Origin of the sequence: Paraburkholderia sprentiae WSM5005 (assembly GCF_001865575.2) — a bacterium.
GTDB classification, from domain to species: domain Bacteria; phylum Pseudomonadota; class Gammaproteobacteria; order Burkholderiales; family Burkholderiaceae; genus Paraburkholderia; species Paraburkholderia sprentiae.
In genome coordinates this window covers 517,663-534,701 of the sequence record NZ_CP017562.2, presented here as the reverse complement: position 1 = coordinate 534,701, position 17,039 = coordinate 517,663, and the positions used below count along the sequence as shown (strand labels likewise).

General features: G+C 65.0%; 15 protein-coding genes. 9 read left to right on the top strand and 6 right to left on the bottom strand.

All coding sequences use genetic code 11. The features are described from left to right. Positions 1–70: 70 nt before the first annotated feature. From BJG93_RS19200 to BJG93_RS19190, 3 genes are all read right to left on the bottom strand, one after another. A complete protein-coding gene (locus tag BJG93_RS19200) occupies positions 71–4,909 on the bottom strand; it encodes an NAD-glutamate dehydrogenase (RefSeq protein WP_027195890.1) in 4,839 nt (1,612 codons plus the stop codon). A gap of 200 nt (positions 4,910–5,109) precedes the next feature. Further along, entirely contained in the window at positions 5,110–5,976 is an 867-nt protein-coding gene (locus BJG93_RS19195; RefSeq protein WP_027195889.1) for an alpha/beta fold hydrolase, read from the bottom strand. Then, positions 5,973–7,007: a M14 family zinc carboxypeptidase gene (locus BJG93_RS19190; RefSeq protein WP_027195888.1), complete on the bottom strand. Its 1,035-nt coding sequence runs from the start codon at positions 7,005–7,007 to the stop codon at positions 5,973–5,975. The genes BJG93_RS19195 and BJG93_RS19190 overlap by 4 nt, the downstream gene beginning before the upstream one ends. Positions 7,008–7,148: 141 nt before the next feature. On the opposite strand from BJG93_RS19190, the gene BJG93_RS19185 reads away from it, so the two are divergent. The 7 genes from BJG93_RS19185 (at position 7,149) to BJG93_RS19155 (ending at position 13,230) form a co-directional block, all read left to right on the top strand. Beyond that, positions 7,149–7,370 carry a hypothetical protein gene (locus BJG93_RS19185; RefSeq protein ID WP_027195887.1) on the top strand — a complete coding sequence of 74 codons (222 nt, stop codon included), beginning with the start codon at positions 7,149–7,151 and terminating at the stop codon, positions 7,368–7,370. A gap of 307 nt (positions 7,371–7,677) precedes the next feature. Then, the gene (gene phnC, locus BJG93_RS19180) at positions 7,678–8,595 is read left to right on the top strand and encodes a phosphonate ABC transporter ATP-binding protein (protein WP_027195886.1); all 918 of its coding nucleotides are present in this window, start codon (positions 7,678–7,680) and stop codon (positions 8,593–8,595) included. Between the two features lie 60 nt (positions 8,596–8,655). Continuing rightward, entirely contained in the window at positions 8,656–9,633 is a 978-nt protein-coding gene (phnD, locus tag BJG93_RS19175; RefSeq protein ID WP_027195885.1) for a phosphonate ABC transporter substrate-binding protein, read from the top strand. Beyond that, entirely contained in the window at positions 9,630–10,487 is an 858-nt protein-coding gene (gene phnE / locus BJG93_RS19170; protein ID WP_027195884.1) for a phosphonate ABC transporter, permease protein PhnE, read from the top strand. The genes phnD and phnE overlap by 4 nt, the downstream gene beginning before the upstream one ends. A gap of 150 nt (positions 10,488–10,637) precedes the next feature. Then, a complete protein-coding gene (locus tag BJG93_RS19165; RefSeq protein WP_027195883.1) occupies positions 10,638–11,474 on the top strand; it encodes a DMT family transporter in 837 nt (278 codons plus the stop codon). A gap of 261 nt (positions 11,475–11,735) precedes the next feature. Further along, on the top strand, positions 11,736–12,272 hold the full coding sequence (locus BJG93_RS19160) for a thioesterase family protein (protein WP_027195882.1): 537 nt from the start codon (positions 11,736–11,738) through the stop codon (positions 12,270–12,272). Further along, on the top strand, positions 12,265–13,230 hold the full coding sequence (locus BJG93_RS19155; RefSeq protein ID WP_027195881.1) for an alpha/beta hydrolase: 966 nt from the start codon (positions 12,265–12,267) through the stop codon (positions 13,228–13,230). Before BJG93_RS19160 ends, BJG93_RS19155 begins: the two co-directional genes overlap by 8 nt. Positions 13,231–13,271: 41 nt before the next feature. On the opposite strand, the gene BJG93_RS19150 is transcribed toward BJG93_RS19155, so the two are convergent. Then, the gene (locus tag BJG93_RS19150) at positions 13,272–14,234 is read right to left on the bottom strand and encodes a response regulator (protein ID WP_027195880.1); all 963 of its coding nucleotides are present in this window, start codon (positions 14,232–14,234) and stop codon (positions 13,272–13,274) included. Between the two features lie 49 nt (positions 14,235–14,283). On the opposite strand from BJG93_RS19150, the gene BJG93_RS19145 reads away from it, so the two are divergent. After that, entirely contained in the window at positions 14,284–14,631 is a 348-nt protein-coding gene (locus BJG93_RS19145; RefSeq protein WP_154671748.1) for a hypothetical protein, read from the top strand. Between the two features lie 144 nt (positions 14,632–14,775). Beyond that, positions 14,776–15,552, top strand: a complete 777-nt coding sequence (locus tag BJG93_RS19140) for a hypothetical protein (RefSeq protein WP_027195878.1) — start codon at positions 14,776–14,778, stop codon at positions 15,550–15,552. 12 nt (positions 15,553–15,564) lie between these two features. Here the strand turns inward: BJG93_RS19140 and BJG93_RS19135 are convergent, their stop codons facing one another. Then, positions 15,565–16,239, bottom strand: a complete 675-nt coding sequence (locus BJG93_RS19135; protein ID WP_027195877.1) for an HAD family hydrolase — start codon at positions 16,237–16,239, stop codon at positions 15,565–15,567. Between the two features lie 138 nt (positions 16,240–16,377). After that, positions 16,378–17,019 (bottom strand): DUF2894 domain-containing protein, encoded by a 642-nt coding sequence (locus tag BJG93_RS19130; protein WP_027195876.1) that lies wholly within the window; start codon positions 17,017–17,019, stop codon positions 16,378–16,380. Between the last annotated feature and the right edge of the window lie 20 nt (positions 17,020–17,039).

The window sequence follows — 17,039 nt, the reverse complement described above, 5'->3', positions numbered from 1 at the left end:
CACGATCGAAGCTATCGGCAAGTACTCGATATTATGGATGAACAACGCCCCCCCCCGGTCTTCGCGCAGCTCACACCCTCTCGAGCGCCGCCATCTCCCGCACGACCACCAGCAGCACTGACAGGCTCGCGCCGCCCGTCGCGCGCAGATCGGTCAGCAAACGCGTGTAGCGATCGAGCTGCGCCGCGCGTTTGTCGCGCCAGGTTTGCACGAGCGAATCGGGCGTCGACGCATCGGTCGCGCCGGCCAATGCGCTCGTGGTCAGCGCCCGCTTGAGCCTTGCGAGTTCGGCGAGCGCCGAAGCACGCGCGAGCATGTCCCAATGCGTCGGCGCCGGCAATGAAGCGGCGCGCTCGCTGATCCAGCCGTAGTTCAGCAGCGTGCCGAGCGCGAAGTAGACGCCCGCGACCTGTTCGAGATTGCGCCCGCACGTCGACGCGACTTCGGCGATATCGAGCAGCGCGGCGGACACCTCACCGCTCGCGATCCGCACCGCGAGATCGCTATCGACACCGGCATCGACGAATATTCGTTGCCGTTCCGACAACGCTTCGAGATCCGCGCCTGGCAACAGCGCCGGCCATTGCGGCGCGAGGCGCTGCGCGGCATCGCGGCAGCGCGCGAGCAGCCCGGTCACGTCGTCGGCGGCCGCGCCGGTTTGCAGATGCCGCAGGAACCACAGCGCCGAACGTTCGACGAGCCGCGCGACCTCCGCAAACATGCGCGCCTGCACGTCGTCCGGAACACGGTTGTCGAGCGCGTCGATGCTGCGCCAGATTTGATCGAGATCGAACACGTCGCGCGCCATGATGCACGCGCGAACGATGTCGCCAGGCCAAGCATCGGTCTCTTCCATCAGCCGATGCACGAACTCGCAGCCCACGCGATTCACGAGCGCATTGGTCAAGTGCGTCGCGAGGATTTCACGGCGTAGCGGATGGCGCTGCATCGGTTCGCGGAAACGCTGCCGCAAAGGTTTCGGAAAGTAGTCGATCAACATGTCGCTGACGAGCGGGTCTTCCGGCATCGACGAGTCGAGCAGCGCGTCATAGAGCCACATCTTGCTGTATGCGAGCAGTACCGCGCGCTCGGGTGTCGTCAGTCCCTGCTTTGCGGCGGCGCGCTCGGCGAGGTCTTCGTCGGTGGGCAGAAACTCGATCACGCGATTGAGCCGCCCCGCCTTCTCCAGATAGCGCATCAGACGCGCCTCGGCATCGAGCAACTCGACGCCAAAACGGCCCGCGATCGACAAAGCCTGGGTCTGATAGTAGTTATCGGTCAGCACGAGCAGACCGACCTCATCGGTCATCTCGGCAAGCAACGCATTGCGCTGCTTTTCCGTCATCTCGCCATCGGCGACGACGAGCCCCAGCAGAATCTTGATGTTGACTTCGTGATCCGAGCAATCGACACCCGCCGAGTTATCGATCGCATCGGTATTGAGGCGGCCGCCGCGCTGCGCGAACTCGATGCGCCCGAGTTGTGTCAAGCCGAGATTGCCGCCCTCGGCCACGACCTTGCAACGCAGATCCGCGCCGTTCACGCGGATCGCGTCGTTCGCGCGATCGCCCGCCTGCTGATTCGTTTCGCGGCTCGCCTTCACGTAGGTGCCGATGCCGCCGTTATAAAGCAGATCGACGGGTGCCTGCAGAATCGCGCGCATCAGCTCGGCCGGCGAGAACGCCGCCGCGCTGATGCCGAGCACCGCTTGCACCGCCGTCGACAGCGGAATCGTCTTCGCGCTGCGCGGGAAGACGCCGCCGCCCGCCGAGATCAGCGACGGATCGTAATCGGCCCAGCTCGAGCGGTCGAGCATGAAGAGCCGCGCGCGCTCCGCCATGCTCGCGGCGGGATCGGGATTCGGATCGAGAAAGATATGGCGGTGATCGAACGCGGCGAGCAGCTTGATATGCGGCGATAGCAGCATGCCGTTGCCGAACACGTCGCCCGACATGTCGCCGACACCGACCACCGTGAAGTCCTCGCTCTGCGTGTCGATGCCCATTTCGCGGAAGTGCCGTTTGACCGACTCCCACGCGCCGCGCGCGGTGATGCCCATTTTCTTGTGGTCGTAGCCGACCGAGCCGCCCGACGCGAATGCGTCGTCGAGCCAGAAGCCGTATTCCCGCGAGATCGCGTTCGCGTAGTCGGAGAAGGTGGCTGTGCCCTTGTCGGCGGCGACGACCAGATACGGGTCGTCGGGGTCGTGGCGCACTACGTCGGGCGGTGGCACGACGTCGGTGCCCGCGAGATTGTCGGTGACGTCGAGCAATCCGCGCAGGAACGTCTGATAGCACGCGACGCCTTCACGCATCCACGCATCGCGCTCGCTCTGCGGCGGCGGATTCTTGACGACGAAGCCACCCTTCGAGCCGACCGGCACGATCACGACGTTCTTCACCATCTGCGCCTTCATCAGGCCGAGCACTTCCGTGCGGAAATCCTCGCGCCGATCCGACCAGCGCAAGCCGCCGCGCGCGACGCGCCCGCCACGCAGATGCACGCCCTCGACGCGCGGCGAGTAGACCCAGATCTCGAACATCGGTTTCGGCTCGGGCAAGCCGGGCACCTGGGCGGGATCGAACTTGAACGACAGGTACGGTTTCGGTTGCCCCGTGGCGCCATAGCGGTAGTAATTGGTCCGCTTGGTCGCCTTGATCACGCCGAGAAACTGACGCAGGATGCGGTCTTCGTCGAGATTCGGCACCTGGTCGAGCGCGCTGTCGATCGCCTCGAGACAACCGCTCACGCGGGCCTCGCGCACGTCGCCGAGCGCCGGATCGAAGCGCGCAATGAACAGCGCGACGAGCATGCGCGCAATCGCCGGGTTGCCGGTCACCGCGCGTTCGATATACGCGTCGCTGAAGGTCGAGCCGACCTGCCGCAAGTACTTCGCGTACGCACGCAGAATCGTCACCTCGCGCGCGTTCAGCTGCGCGCGCAATACGAGGCGGTTGAAGTCATCGCTTTCTATCGTGCCGGTCCACACCTGCTCGAACGCCTGTTCGAACAGATCTTTGACCCGCTCGATGTCGAACTCGGCATCGTCCGCGAGTTCGAGGCCGAAGTCGTGGATCCACGCGGGCGTCGCGCCCGGCGCTTCGATCAGATAAGGCCGCTCTTCGTCGACACGCACGCCGAGATGTTCGAGCATCGGCAAGCTGCGCGACAGCGCGATCGGCAAGCCCGCGCGATACACCTTGAAGCGGAATGCGCGCGGTCCCGATTCGATCGGCCGGTACAGGTTCATCGCGAGCCGCTCGGTGCCCTGTACGCGCTCGATCAGTTCGATATCGCGCACCGCCGTGCGCGCCGGATAGTCGTCACGATAGCCGGGCGGAAACGAATCGCTGTAGTGCTGCAGCAAACGGTTGCCGTGCTCTTCGCCGTACGCGTCAAGCAACGCGTCGGCCAGATCGTCCTGCCAGCGTCGCGCGACCTGCACGAGGCGCGCTTCGAGCTCGCGCGTATCGACGTTGGGCATGCTGCCCGTTTTAGCATGGACGACGAAATGAATTCGCGCGAGCGTCGACTCCGACAGCAGCGGCGTGAATTCGACGTTCTCGCCGTTGAACGCATCGGCGAGCAGGTTCGCGATCCGTTGCCGCAGATCGGTGTTGTACTTGTCGCGCGACACGAACACGAGGCACGACACGAAGCGATCGAAGCGATCGCGCCGCACGAACAGCCGCGTGCGCTGATGTTCCTGCAAGCGCAGCACGCCGAGTGCGGTGTCGTAGAGCTGGTCCTCGTCGGCCTGGAACAGTTCGTCGCGCGGATAGGTTTCGAGAACCGTCACCAGCGATTTCGCCAGATGACCTTTGGGCAGGAATGCGGCGCGTCTCACGATGTTCGCGCATTTGCGCCGCACGATCGGAATCTCGGCGGCCGACACGAAATAAGCGGTCGACGTATACAGGCCGATGAAGCGCCGTTCGCCCGTTACTTTGCCATCCGCACCGCTCAGCTTGATGCCGACATAGTCGAGGTAGCCGGGCCGATGCACGGTGGCGCGCGAATTGGCCTTGGTCAGAAAGATCGGCGACGATCCGGCGACGATCTCCGCGGCCGCCGGCGGCAACGCGGTGACTTCCGCCGCGCCGGCGGGCCGCAGCGCATCGCGCAGAATGCCGAGACCGGAGCCCGCGACCGCCCGCAAACCGTAACCGCCCTCCTGCTGCACCAGTTCGTAATCACGCTGGCCGAGGAACGTGAAATGATCGGCGACCATCCATTCGACGAACGCGCGCGCTTCGACGCCCTCGGGACCGGTCTCGCGCACCTTCATGTCCTGAATCGTCTGCTTCGCGCGTTCGACGATCTTCGGCCAGTCTTCGACCGCTGCGCGCACGTCGCCGAGCACGCGCGCGATGTCATCGCGCAACGCGTCGAGTTTTGCCGCATCGCCACAACGATCGACCTCGAAATGGATGCACGAGGTCAGATGCGAGCGCGCATCGCCGGCCTCTTCGGCGCCCTGGCTCACGCGCGCGATGTTGCCGTCGGGCGCGCGCCAGATGCGAAACACCGGATGCACGACCGAATGCAATGCGAGCCGATGCCGGTTGACCGTCATCGAGACCGAATCGACGAGGAACGGCATGTCGTCGTTGACGATCTCGATCACTGTGTGATCGGAATGCCAGCCATGCTGTTCGAGGATCGGGTTATAGACGCGCAGCCGCTGCTCGCCCGGCACGAAACGCTGCGCAGTCTGCCAGTGGGCGAGCGCCGCGCCGTACAGATCGGCGATCGAGCGGCTTTGCAGATCGCCCGCGTCGACGAAATCGTAGTAGTGCCGCAGAAAGGGTTCGACGATATCGAAGGTCGGCTCCGGCAGCCGCCCCCGTGCAAATTCGACGACATCGTTCAGCAGGTGCGTGACGGCTTCTTCGTTCTTTGCTTGCATGATCGACTCCCCTGGCTGGCGGCAATGGTGAGTATCGCGTGATTCGCAGGCAACGTCTGACTTGGAATTATGCGCCTGCCGTGCGTAATGCGGCCGTTTTTGCGCCGTCAGGTAATACCCGCTGACGGGTCATTGAAGAGTCACCCAAAGCTTTGCTGCAACCAATTGCGTCGCTGCGGCGCGGCAACGCGGTCCGCGGTTCAACCCGCGGGCTTTGCTCGCGCCGGTGCCGGCGCGGCCGCATCGCTGTCTTCGGCGCGCCGCGTGAGCCACGCGCGAATCTGCTCGGCGGTCCACGCGGGATCGTCGTGCGGCAGATCGTGGCCGGCCCAAGGATGCTCGCGATGCGGCGCGCCCCACGCCGCCGCGAGCTTCGCCGAACAGACCGGGTTGACGAGCCCATCGGCCCGCGAAGAGAGAATGAGCCGTGCGCAGCACGGCGCGGCGGACCCGGCGCTGAAACGCGCGGCGGCCCACAATTGCCGCAGCGCATTCGCGCGGCTCACCGGCGCGCTGCGGCGGATCGCGGTCCACGCAGTGAGATCCGCGCCCAAGGTATCGACGTTATTGCACGTGATCCGATGGATACCGCTCTCGGCTTCGGCCGCATCGCCCCAATGCGCGGCGACACCGAGCAAGCCCGGCCACGACGACGGCCGCAGCCGTTGGTGCGGGCGGCTGAATGGCCGCATGCTCGTATTGATCAACACGAGCCGTTCGATTTCGCCGGGGTGACGCTGTGCCCAGTCGGTCGCGACCATGCCGCCTAGCGACATCGCGACCACGTTGTAAGGGCCCGGCACGCCCGTTTCGAGCGCCGCGTGCCGCACGAATGCGACCATGCCCGCGACGCTCGCTGGAGCGCGCCGCCGCGCGTATTCACCGTTGCCAGGCAGATCGAGCAGCAGCAAACGCAAGCCGGTCGCGCTCATTGCGGTTGCGGTTGCCGTTGCTTCGCGCAAGCAATCGGCCGGGAGTTGGCCCAAGGTTTCGTGCAACGCAGCCGGCAAGCGCCCCCAGTGCCGCGTTTCGCGCGTGAGTCCGCGCAGCAGGATCCACGTGCTCATACGCTATGCGGCCTGTACCAGTGATCGAGCGCGCCTTGCAGCAACTGCTCGCGGCGGTTGCCTTGCGGCAGCCAGCGCTGCGCTGAAAACGCCGCGCGCGCGAGGAAGTCGAACAGGTTCGCATGGCGCCGCAGCACGCGCGCGGTGCGGTGCGCCATGACCGGATTGAACATGCCTTGGCGCGAAAACAACTGGCGCGGGTTCTTCTTGATCCACAACCACGAGCCGAGTTCGAGCGTCATCGGCAGGAAGATGTTCGGCGCTGGCGTGCGGTCGTACGCGCAGTCCCACAGATCGCCGTGCAGCAGATACTGGTGGCTCTGCGGCTCGAACGTATAGCCGTGATGCGGATGCGCGTGCTCGAACATGCTCTTCAATACGTACATCTCAGGCAGATGCGGCATGTGCCGGCGCGTTCGCGCGTACGGAAACCAGATGCTGTCGCTCCAGCCGTAGCCGGAATGGCAATCGAGCGCGATGCTCAGCGGCCGCGCGGCGAGTTGCGTGTCGACCAACTGCAGCAGCGCGGCCGCCTCCGGTTCCATCGGCTCGCCCGCGCGGCCGCGATACCAGGGCAGCCATGCGCCGACGCGCTGCCCGCCCGCCAGCAGCGGCACGCGTGCGTCGGCGTTTTGCGGCGCGTTGCGCATCAGATCGACGCCGTGCGGATTCGCGCGCGTCGACGCCCACATGCCGCCGGGATTAACGATCGGGCAGAAATATATCCTGATGGATTGCAATTGCCGCACCAGCAATTCGTCCCATTCGAGCCGCGCGAGTAGCGCGCGCATGTAGTCGAGCACGAGTTGCGAGCCGATTCGCTCGAGCCCGTGAATGCCGCCGATGAAAGCAATAGCGGGCGCAAGCGAATCCGATGAACCGATGCTCGCGGTGTAGACGGAAAAGCGCCGGCCGCGCACCTCAGTCTCGCAGATGGCGCGGATTTCGAAGCTCGCGCTGCCCTGGTCGAGTATCGACTTGAGATCTTCGTATTCTTCGAAGCTGTCAGGTAGGAAGCTTATAGCCGGCATGGAACGTCAATCGGAACGTTGGAGGGGGACGGAGCCAGGAATGCGGCGCGCCGCACCGCCCCTAATATATCCGTGTGCTGTGACAGTTGCGCGGGCGCAGCGTTAGCCGGCCTTTACCGGTGGTCGGAGCAGTACAGGCGAATGACGAAGATTGCGGCTTTCACCGGACACGCGGCGGACCGGCCGCTATTGCCGCAGCTGCGCGACGTTGAATTGAGCGGGATGGGGCCAAGCGATTGTGTGCTCACCGGCATCGAGTTCATCGGCGATATCGCCTACGGCTGTGCGGAGTCCCGCCGAAGCGGCGGCCGTAATTTCACGCTCTGCCACTTAGCCATATGCACTGACCGGCGTCGATCTTAGTCGGCAAACGCTGCTCAATGCCGTTTTTTTTGAGCAGCGATACAGCAAAGGGGCGCTGCTTCGTTCACAAATCGCTCATGGCCATCAGTTTGTCATCCGCATGTCACTGACCGTTCGCATCAGTGAGTTGGCGTCGACTTCGCATTGACTTTGTTTTGTCATCCTGACGACACATGACATAGCGGAAAAGTCGCCCAAAAGATGTAGTCGTCTAGACGTTGCGATGCCTTCACTCAACCGTCACAGTCGCTTCCTAGAATGAGCCCGACACATGCCGGCAGTGTCCGGATGCATCGAGGGGGTACACATGGAAGCGATCCGTGAAGCTATTCGAATCGAACGTTTGAGCAAGACGTTCGGTAACGGCCGCAAAGCGCTCGACGAAATCGACCTGCGCATCGCGCCCGGTGAAATGGTCGCGCTGATCGGCGCGTCGGGCTCGGGAAAATCGACGTTGCTGCGGCATATCGCGGGCTTTACCGCGTCGGACGCGCAGCCATCGCAGATCGAGATTCTCGGCCGGCCGATCCAGCAAAACGGCCGCATCGTGCGCGAAGTGCGCAGCATTCGCCGCGACATCGGCTTCGTATTCCAGCAGTTCAACCTAGTGAACCGGCTGTCGGTCGAAACCAACGTGCTGATCGGCGCGCTCGCGCGCCTGCCTTGGTGGCGGCGTCTGAGCGGCCGTTTCCCGCGCGCGGAACGCGCGCTGTCGCTGGCCGCGCTGCACGAGGTCGGTATCGCCGAACATGCGCGCGAACGCGCCGCGAACCTGTCGGGCGGTCAGCAGCAACGCGCCGCGCTTGCGCGGGCACTCGTGCAGCGTGCGCAGATCGTGCTCGCCGACGAGCCGATCGCCTCGCTCGATCCCGAATCGTCGCGCCGCGTGATGGACATGCTGCAGGCGCTGAACGTCGAGCATCGGATCACGGTGCTGGTGTCGCTGCACCAGGTCGACATCGCGCTGCGGTACTGTCCTCGCACCGTCGCGCTACGTCGCGGCAAGGTGGTCTACGACGGCCCTTCCAGTGCGCTGACGCCGGCGCTGCTGAAAAGACTCTACGGCGACGATGCTTGTGAGCTGCTCGACGACGCCACGCAGGACGCCGACCAAACACCCAACGCACCTGACGTCGCCGCCACCGCCGCCGCGCCGGCCCGGTCGGATACCGGCCCCGCCGCCGCGCGCTACGCGTTCGCGCTCAACGCCGCGCCGTCGAACTGAACCCGCCCGCGCTGTCGCGCGCTTTTGATTCCTTCCGTTCACCCAACCGGATCTCAACCGATGAAATTCCTGCGCTCCCTGATCACGCTCGCGGCCGGCGCGGCCGCTTTCGCCTGCGTCGCCACGGCCCATGCCGAGGACGTCAACCTCGGCATCATCTCGACCGATTCGTCGGCGGTACTCAAGCAACGCTGGGAACCGCTGATCGATGACATGAGGAAACAGACCGGTCTGAATGTGAAAGCATTCTTCGCGACCGATTACGCCGGCATCATCGAAGGCATGCGCTTCAACAAGGTGCAGGTCGGCTATTTCGGCAACGCGTCGGCGATCGAAGCCGTCGACCGTTCGGATGGCGAAGTGTTTGCCAAAGCGCAGCACGCGAACGGCGACAGCGGCTACTACTCGCTGCTGATCACCAACGTGAACAGCCGCTTCAAGACGCTCGACGACGTGTTCAGGAACACGAAGGACGTCACGCTCGGCTTTGGCGATCCGAACTCCACGTCGGGCACGCTGGTGCCGGGCTACTATCTGTTCGCGAAGCACAACGCGCCGGTCAATACGTCGTTCAAGAGCGTGCTGCCGTCGAGCCACGAAGCGAACCTGCTGGCGGTCGTCAACAACAAGATCGACATCGCGACCAACAACAGCATGATGATGGAAACGCTGAAGCGCGAGCACCCGGACAAGTTCGCGCAGGTGCGCGTGCTGTGGACTTCGCCGCTGATTCCATCGGACCCGCTCGTGTGGCGCAAGGATCTGCCGCAAGCGACGAAGGACAAGCTGCGCAAGTTCTTCCTGAACTATGCGAAGACCGATCCGCACGAAAAAGCGGTGATGGCCGGCATCACCGAGTACAGCGGCTTCGAGGCATCGTCGAATCAGCAGCTGCTACCGATTCGCGAGATCGTGCTGTTCCAGCAGAAGCAGAAGATCGAGAGCGATGCGCATCTGTCCGATAGCGATCGCAAGACGCAGTTGGCCGCGCTCGACGCGAAGCTGAGCGCGCTCAGCAACGCACAGTCGAAGCAATGAATACGGCCGACGTGATCGCATCGCCAGCGCGCGCGAGCGAAGCGGCCGCGGCGCAGGCGGCGCAGGCGGCGCAGGCGGCGCAGGCGAGACATCGTGCCGGCAAGCGCGGCTGGTGGTCGCTGCTCGGCTGGATCGCGGTGCTCGCCATACTCGGGGGCGCGTGGCATGGTGCCGACATGCGTCCGCTCGACCTGCTCAGCGACTCGGCCAACATGGGCCAGTTCGCGGCGGATTTCTTCCCGCCTGACTTCACCGAGTGGCGCAGCTACGCGCACGAGATGTACGTGACCTTGGCGGTCGCAATCTGGGGTACCGCGCTCTCGCTCGTGTGCGCGGTGCCATTTGGCCTGATGTCCGCGCACAATCTCGCGCCGCAGTGGGTGGTGCAACCGGTGCGCCGCCTGATGGACGCGTGCCGCGCGATCAATGAAATGGTCTTTGCGATGCTGTTCATCGTCGCGGTCGGGCTCGGGCCGTTCGCCGGCGTGCTCGCGTTGTGGGTGCATACGACGGGCGTGCTCGCGAAGCTGTTCGCCGAAGCGGTCGAGGCGATCGATCCGCGCCCGGCCGAAGGCGTGCGCGCGACCGGCGCGAGCCGCCTCGACGAAATCGTCTATGCGGTGCTGCCGCAAGTGCTGCCGCTGTGGATCTCGTACGCGCTGTATCGCTTCGAGTCGAACGTGCGCTCGGCGATGGTGGTCGGCATGGTCGGCGCGGGCGGCATCGGCGTCGTGCTGTACGAGGCGATCCGCTCGTTCAACTATGCGCAAACGGCCGCGGTGATGATCATGGTGATCGTCATCGTGACGGTGATCGATCTCGGCTCGGCTTGGCTGCGTGAGCGGGTGATCTGAGGACGGCACCGGCGCCGAAACGCCGCTCTCACCACAAAACCCCTTCGCTTTGCTCATCCACTCCGCCATTCCTGCGTTCTGCTGGAATAATCACGAGCTTGCGACCGCCTTGCGGTCTTCCCTTGCCTTGTTCGGCTGATCCCGTTGTCGATGGAAACCTTTGTCGTCCTGCTGGTGCTGTTCTCCGCGCTGCTTCACGCGACGTGGAACGCGTTCTTGCATCTGTCCGAAGACCGCGTCTGGCTGCTCGGCATGATGGCGATGCCGTATATCGTAGTCAGCGCGATCGGCGTGCTGGTGCTGCCGCTGCCGGCGCCGGCCGCGTGGCCGTATATCGTCGCGTCCGCGGTGCTCGAATGGGGCTATCTGCTCGCGCTGATTCGCGCGTACAGAAGCGGCGATTTCAGCCAGATCTATCCGATTGCGCGCGGTCTCTCGCCAATGCTCGTGTTCGTCGGCGCGCTCGTGTTCGCGGCAGAGGTGCTCGAACCGCTCGCCGCGCTCGGCGTCGCGCTCGTGTCGTGCGGCATCGTCTCGCTCGCCTTTCGGCGCGGCATGCGATTTTCCGGCGAGAGCGTGCCGTTCGCGTTGCTGACGGGTCTTTTCATCGCGACCTACTCGGTTGTCGACGGCGTCGGCGCGCGCGTCGCGGGCAATGGCCTGAGCTACATCATGTGGGTCTATCTGATCTGGAACATCCCGCAGTTCATGCTTGCGTGGTATTGGCGCGGCGGTGCGAAGGGGCTGTTCATCGGCCGCGCGCTGGTGGTGAAGGGCATCGCGTCGGGCTTGCTCGCGCTCGGTGCGTATTGCCTGATCATCGAGGCGTATCGCTATCTGCCGATCGCGATGGTCTCCGCGTTGCGCGAGTTGAGTTCGATCTTCGCGGTGTTGATCGGCTGGATCTTCATGGGCGAGAAGCTCACCGCGCGACGCATCGTGGCGTGTGCACTGGTGACGCTAGGGGCGGTGCTGATACGGATTTGATGGTTTGCAGCGACGAGCGCTGGAGCACGCGGCGGCGCGAGTGCCCCACGTACTTCAGCGTCAAACTGGCAGCGGCAGCGGTTGTGCCGGTTTGGAAACCGATCAGACCACGTAGTAAGCCCTGCACTATGAATTCATCGTTGCTATAACGACCACGATTCGAGGCGCCTGCTTTCGGCGCAGCCTCATCGCGATGCACTACACTGATCACGCCAAACGACGCTCCGCAGCCATCGCATCCGATCGAGGAGATAGACGCTCATGTCGCATCCCGTTGCCCTGCCGTCTTACAGCGAGACCGTCCGCGCCGAATGGGTCGATTACAACGGCCACATGCGCGACGCGTTCTATATGCTGATCTTCAGTCTCGCGATCGATGGACTGATCGATTTCATCGGCCTGCCCGATGCGGTGCGCAAAGAGCGGCATCGATCGATCTACACGCTAGAAGCGCATCTCAACTATCTTCACGAAATCAAACGAGACACGCAGGTGCGTGTCGACATGCGCGTGCTCGGCCACGACGCAAAACGTATTCATGTCTACCTCGAAATGTTTTCGCTGGGCACGACGCAAAGCCAGCGCACCGGTCCCGTCGCCGCGGGCGAACAGATGCTGCTGCACGTCGATACCAGCGGACCGCGCGGCGTCGCTTTCGATCCGGACGTCAAAGCGCGCGTACACGAACTCGCGCTAGCACATGCGACATTGCCGGCGGCGCGTTTTGCGGGACGTGTGATCGCTTTGCCGTGCACAGCGCAACTGGGAACACTGTCCGAACGGAGTGATCATGCTTGAGCCGGAAATCGCCGCCTTCATCGAACGGGCCAGTGCGCTCTATCCATCGCATCACGCGGCGATGACGCCGCGCGAGCAGCGCGAGCTATACGACCGCTACGCTGCGGTGCTGACGCCGCCGCTGCCCAGCGATCTCATCACGCAGGACGCAAGCTTTCACAGCGGCACGGGCCACGCGATCCCGCTGCGGCTCTACCGGCATCCAGCGAAGGCACGCGAAAACGGCCCGATCCGCGGCACGGTGCTGTATTTTCATGGCGGCGGCTTCGTGCTCGGCTCGCTGAACAGTCATCAGATGGTGACCGCGCGCCTCGCCGCCGACACCGGCCTCGACGTGATCGCGGTCGACTACCGGCTTGCGCCCGAGCATCGCGCGCCGGCCGCGCACGACGACTGCCTCGAGATCACGCGGGCCGCGTTGAACCGCCAACTGCCGTTCGACCTGCCCGAGCACGCTTCATTGCAGCTCGCGGGCGATAGCGCCGGCGGCACGCTCGCGGCAAGCGTCGCGCTGCAGCTGCGCGACGACGGCATGAGTGCGGTGCGCGGCATCGCGCTCGTCTATCCGATGCTCGGCACGGAGCCGCAATTGCCCGCGCGCGACACCGAGTCCGATGCGCCGATGCTGACGCTCGCGGACGTGCGTCAGTTTCGCGACGCTTATTGGGGGAAAAGTGGGGAAGGCGACGCGACGCCCGGCCCCGCGTGGACGATCCCGCTCGCCGCAACCCGCTTCGACGGATTGCCGCCGACACTTGCCGTCGGCGCCGAGCACGACCCACTGCGCGACGACGCGCGCGTGTTCGTCGAACGGATTCGCGCGGCCGGTGGAGATGCCCGGCTCCTGATCGGCACGGGGCTTGTGCATGGATGCTGGCGCGCGCTTGAAACGAGCCCCGCCGTGCAGGCCATGCACCGGGCTGTATGCGGTTTTCTCCGCGAACACGCAAGCCATTAGCGCGGCGGCATACACCGCCGTGACCGCCGCGTTATCCCGGCTCAGCGATTGCGATCGCTGCGCCAGTGCGCAAACGTGACGAGATCGAGGCCGACCTCGGCCGGCTCGATGCGAGTCCAGCCGAAGAACGCGTCGTCCCAGCCGGGAATGCTTTGGGGCGTCAGCGAGCGGAACTTCATGCCGGAGCGATATGCGAGGTCCGGCCAGAACAGCGGCATCACCTCGCGCGTGGCAAGCTGGCGCAGCAGGTCGGACGGCCCCCCCTCGTCGGCGACGATCTCGCCCTGCGAGATCCAGTCGTTCTCGGCCCACGCGACGAACACGCTCGGGTTGCCCGCGGCGTCGAACATCAGGATCACGTTCTGCTCGGGCCGCCAGTAATACTCGACGATGCCCTGTGCGGCCACCACTTCGTCGATCACTTTGCGCGTGCGCGGATCGCAGTAGGTCATGCCGTTTTCGCCGAGCGCGAGCCAGCCCGACTCCGCGCAATGGCGGGTCTTCGCGTCCTTCAGGAAATGCGTGAGGCGATTGGCCGAATCCGCGTCGGTCTTGCGCAGGTACAGATCGACGATGCCGGCGTTGAACGCCTTCACCGCGACGGTTTCATCGGCGACGCCGGTGAGCAACACCTTCGCGCAACGCAAGTGCGAGATCGACGACAGGAATTCGACGCCGCCAATGCCCGGCATGTCGTAGTCGACGACGACCGCCGACACCTCCTCGAAGCGCGACGGCCGCGCGACGATGTCGCGCTCGGCCGAGGTCTCGACGAAACGCTCGACGCCGGGCTCGCTCAGGCACGCCGATGCCGCCGCGAATTCGAGCGAATTCTCGCGCGCATGCTGGCGAATATAGTTGAGGGCTGCTTGCGGACGGGTGAAAAACAGGTTCGTGTAGGTGCCCGGAAAAAACCGGCGCAGCGCGTCGAGGTAGCTGTCGTTATCGTCGACGAAAACCACCGTGGACGGATAAAAAACGGGAGGTCGAATAAAGTTGTTCATATCTTCACGTGTTTCCCGCGCTGCCGCTGCGACCGCCCCGGACCGACCGATGGGTCTGGCGTCTCGCCAAGCGACTGCCCAAGGAATGCCGGGCGATGTCTCGCCCGCGGGTCCGCATGATCAATGGGTTGTTGCCGCTATTTCCGGTCGCCGCCTGCGCTCGCCGCTGTCGACGCTGTTCGCGCGTCTCGATTCATTTTCCACGCCGGACAATGGAACCTGGCTGCCGGTCGTCTGCAATGGTTCGTATAGTACAGGCTCCACGCATTGGCAGTACAACTTAAATCGTATTGCTGCGGGTGCCGGTCGCGCCAATGCGGCGATCATAATCGAGTCGAAAAGAAAATCGCAGCACCCGGAAAGTCTCCTTTTGCGCCGTGCAAACGAATCGCGATAACGGCAGGCGTGCGCTGTTTTGGTGCCAGGCCCATTCGGACATCAACCATCGCGCAGCATCGCGGAATGCGAGCAACAAGCGTCGCTGACGCGAGGGTCGTTTATCATCAGTCAATCGCAGTTGCTGAATGGTTGTTGCTTAGATATGACGAATACCGGCAAGATGATGATAGTCGGGCTGCTCGTGGTCGATGCGGGTGTCGCCGGTTATCTGCTTTACCCCAGAGACGATCAGGTGCCAGCCGTGACCGGCGCGGTGACCCGCGGCACCACCGGCGCGGTGGAACCGCAACCGCAGACCGACACGACGCGTGCGGCCGGCGCCAGTGTGATGCCGGCGCAACCGATGAGCCCGCCCGCGCCGCAGTCGGCGCTCGCGCAAACGGGTTCCGCCGCTCGGGTACCCGCGCAGGCACTCGCTCCCGCACCCTCCCCGCCCGCAACAGCGGCCGCGCCCGCCTTGGGCGCCACGCCCGATTCGGGCCAGACCGCCGGCGGCCGCATCGATAATGCGGCGCCGCCCGCGGTCAATCCGGCCGCAGTCGCGCACGCTCGCGCGAAACTGCAGTCGTACGCGGAGCAAAAAAACCCATCGCGGCCGCAGTACGGACCGCGCATCGACCAGACCCAGGGCCACCGGCGCGACGACATGCACCCGAATGGCGCCAACTCCGTCGCCGCGATGCTGACGGACCAATTGGTCAAGGAATCGGCCAAACCCGACCCGTCGCTGCCGATGCCATCGGGCATCACCGTGCCGATGTCATCGGGCAACGCCACTGGGGCTGGCGCCGGCACCGGCCGCGGCACGAATCCGGTCGCGTCGGCGATGACCGATCAGCTCGTGCGCGAATCGTCGAAAGTGACGCCGACGCCCCCCGCGGCGGCGCCGCCGGCGGCGCCGCCGGTGATCAAGCCCTGATCGACGCCCTGCTCACGGCCGCGACGCCACTTCGTCGAGATGCCTGAGCAGGTCGGCAGGATCGTCGTAGACACGCAACGCCCCCGCGCGCTCCAGCTCCTCGGTGCCGTAGCCGCCCGACAGCAGGCCGACCCCGAGCGAGCGGCAGCGGCGCGCGGCGAGCATGTCCCAGATGCTGTCGCCGACCACGACCGTGTGCTCGATCGGCACGCCGAGCCGCGCGGCCGCGGCGAGGAAGAGGTCGGGATCGGGCTTCGCGTATTTGACGTCGTCGCGCGTGACCACGACCGACTTCGCCGGATCTACGCCGAGCGCCGCCAGATTCAGTGCGGCAGTTTCCATCCGCCCGCTGGTCGCGACGGCCCACGGTGTACCGGCCTGCGTCAGCGCCTGGAGCAGTTCGCGCGCGCCCGGCAGCGGACACACCTGCGCGCGCAGGCGCTGATAGGCGGCCGCGTGCGCGTGCCGCAGCCGTTCGGCGCGTTCGACGCTGATCTCGCCGTGCGTCTCACGCAGCAACTGGTCCGTGAACAGCCCACCGCTCATGCCGATCTTGCGATGGATTCGCCAGACGGACAGCGCGATCCCCTCGCTGTCGAGCGCCTCCTTCCACGCCAGCACGTGCTGATAGACGCTGTCGACGAGCGTGCCGTCGAGATCGAAAAGAAAGGATGTCTGAATACGCATGCCGGCCTCCGGTGATGACGGGTTCAGTCACTATGCCATGGGAACATGAAACGGCCAGGGCCGCCTTCTGCCTTTCAGCGCCGCTCGATCGCAATCGAATACTGCGCTTGGACGCAGCAGCGGCAACGACAACGCCGCTTAACGGGCCTTCTTGCGAGCGCCCTTGCCCGTCGTCGCGGCGCGCGGCGCTTCCTTCTCGACCGGCACGCCGCCATTCATCTGCTCGAGCCACGACAGCGTATCGACATACGACAGAAACTGCTTCAGATAGCCCGGCGACAGCTCGCGCATCAACGACAGCGCGCGATGCACGAGGCTGCTCGAATTGAGCGGCCCCGCGTTGCCGGGCACCTGCGCAAGCGACTGGCGCAGCTGCTTTTCTGTGCGGACTTTGGACCAGACTTCGCGGAAGTAGTCGATCGCGGGGAGTTCGGGATAGGCCGCGGCGTGCGGTGCATCCGCGCGCGCATGGTGGCGGGCGAGCTGTTCGATCAGCGACGCGAGCGTGGCGTCGGTGGCGTCGTTGCCTTCGTCGACTTGACCGGTGGCAGCTTGCGACGCGGCCTCGTCCGCAGCCGCGCGTTCGACCTCGGCCGTATATTCGGCCAGCAGTTCTGACAATCGTTGCTCAAGCGCGCGTCGCGACTCGCCGCTGTGCCGCGTCGTGCGCCGCGCAAAGGCGTCGAGCAGATGAAAGCGCACCGGATCGAGCCGGGCCGCGCCGCTCGCGCGCCATGCATCGAGCGTCGCGCGAGTCATGTGGATCGCGTCGTCGGTCATGGCGCTGCCGTCACGCGCGT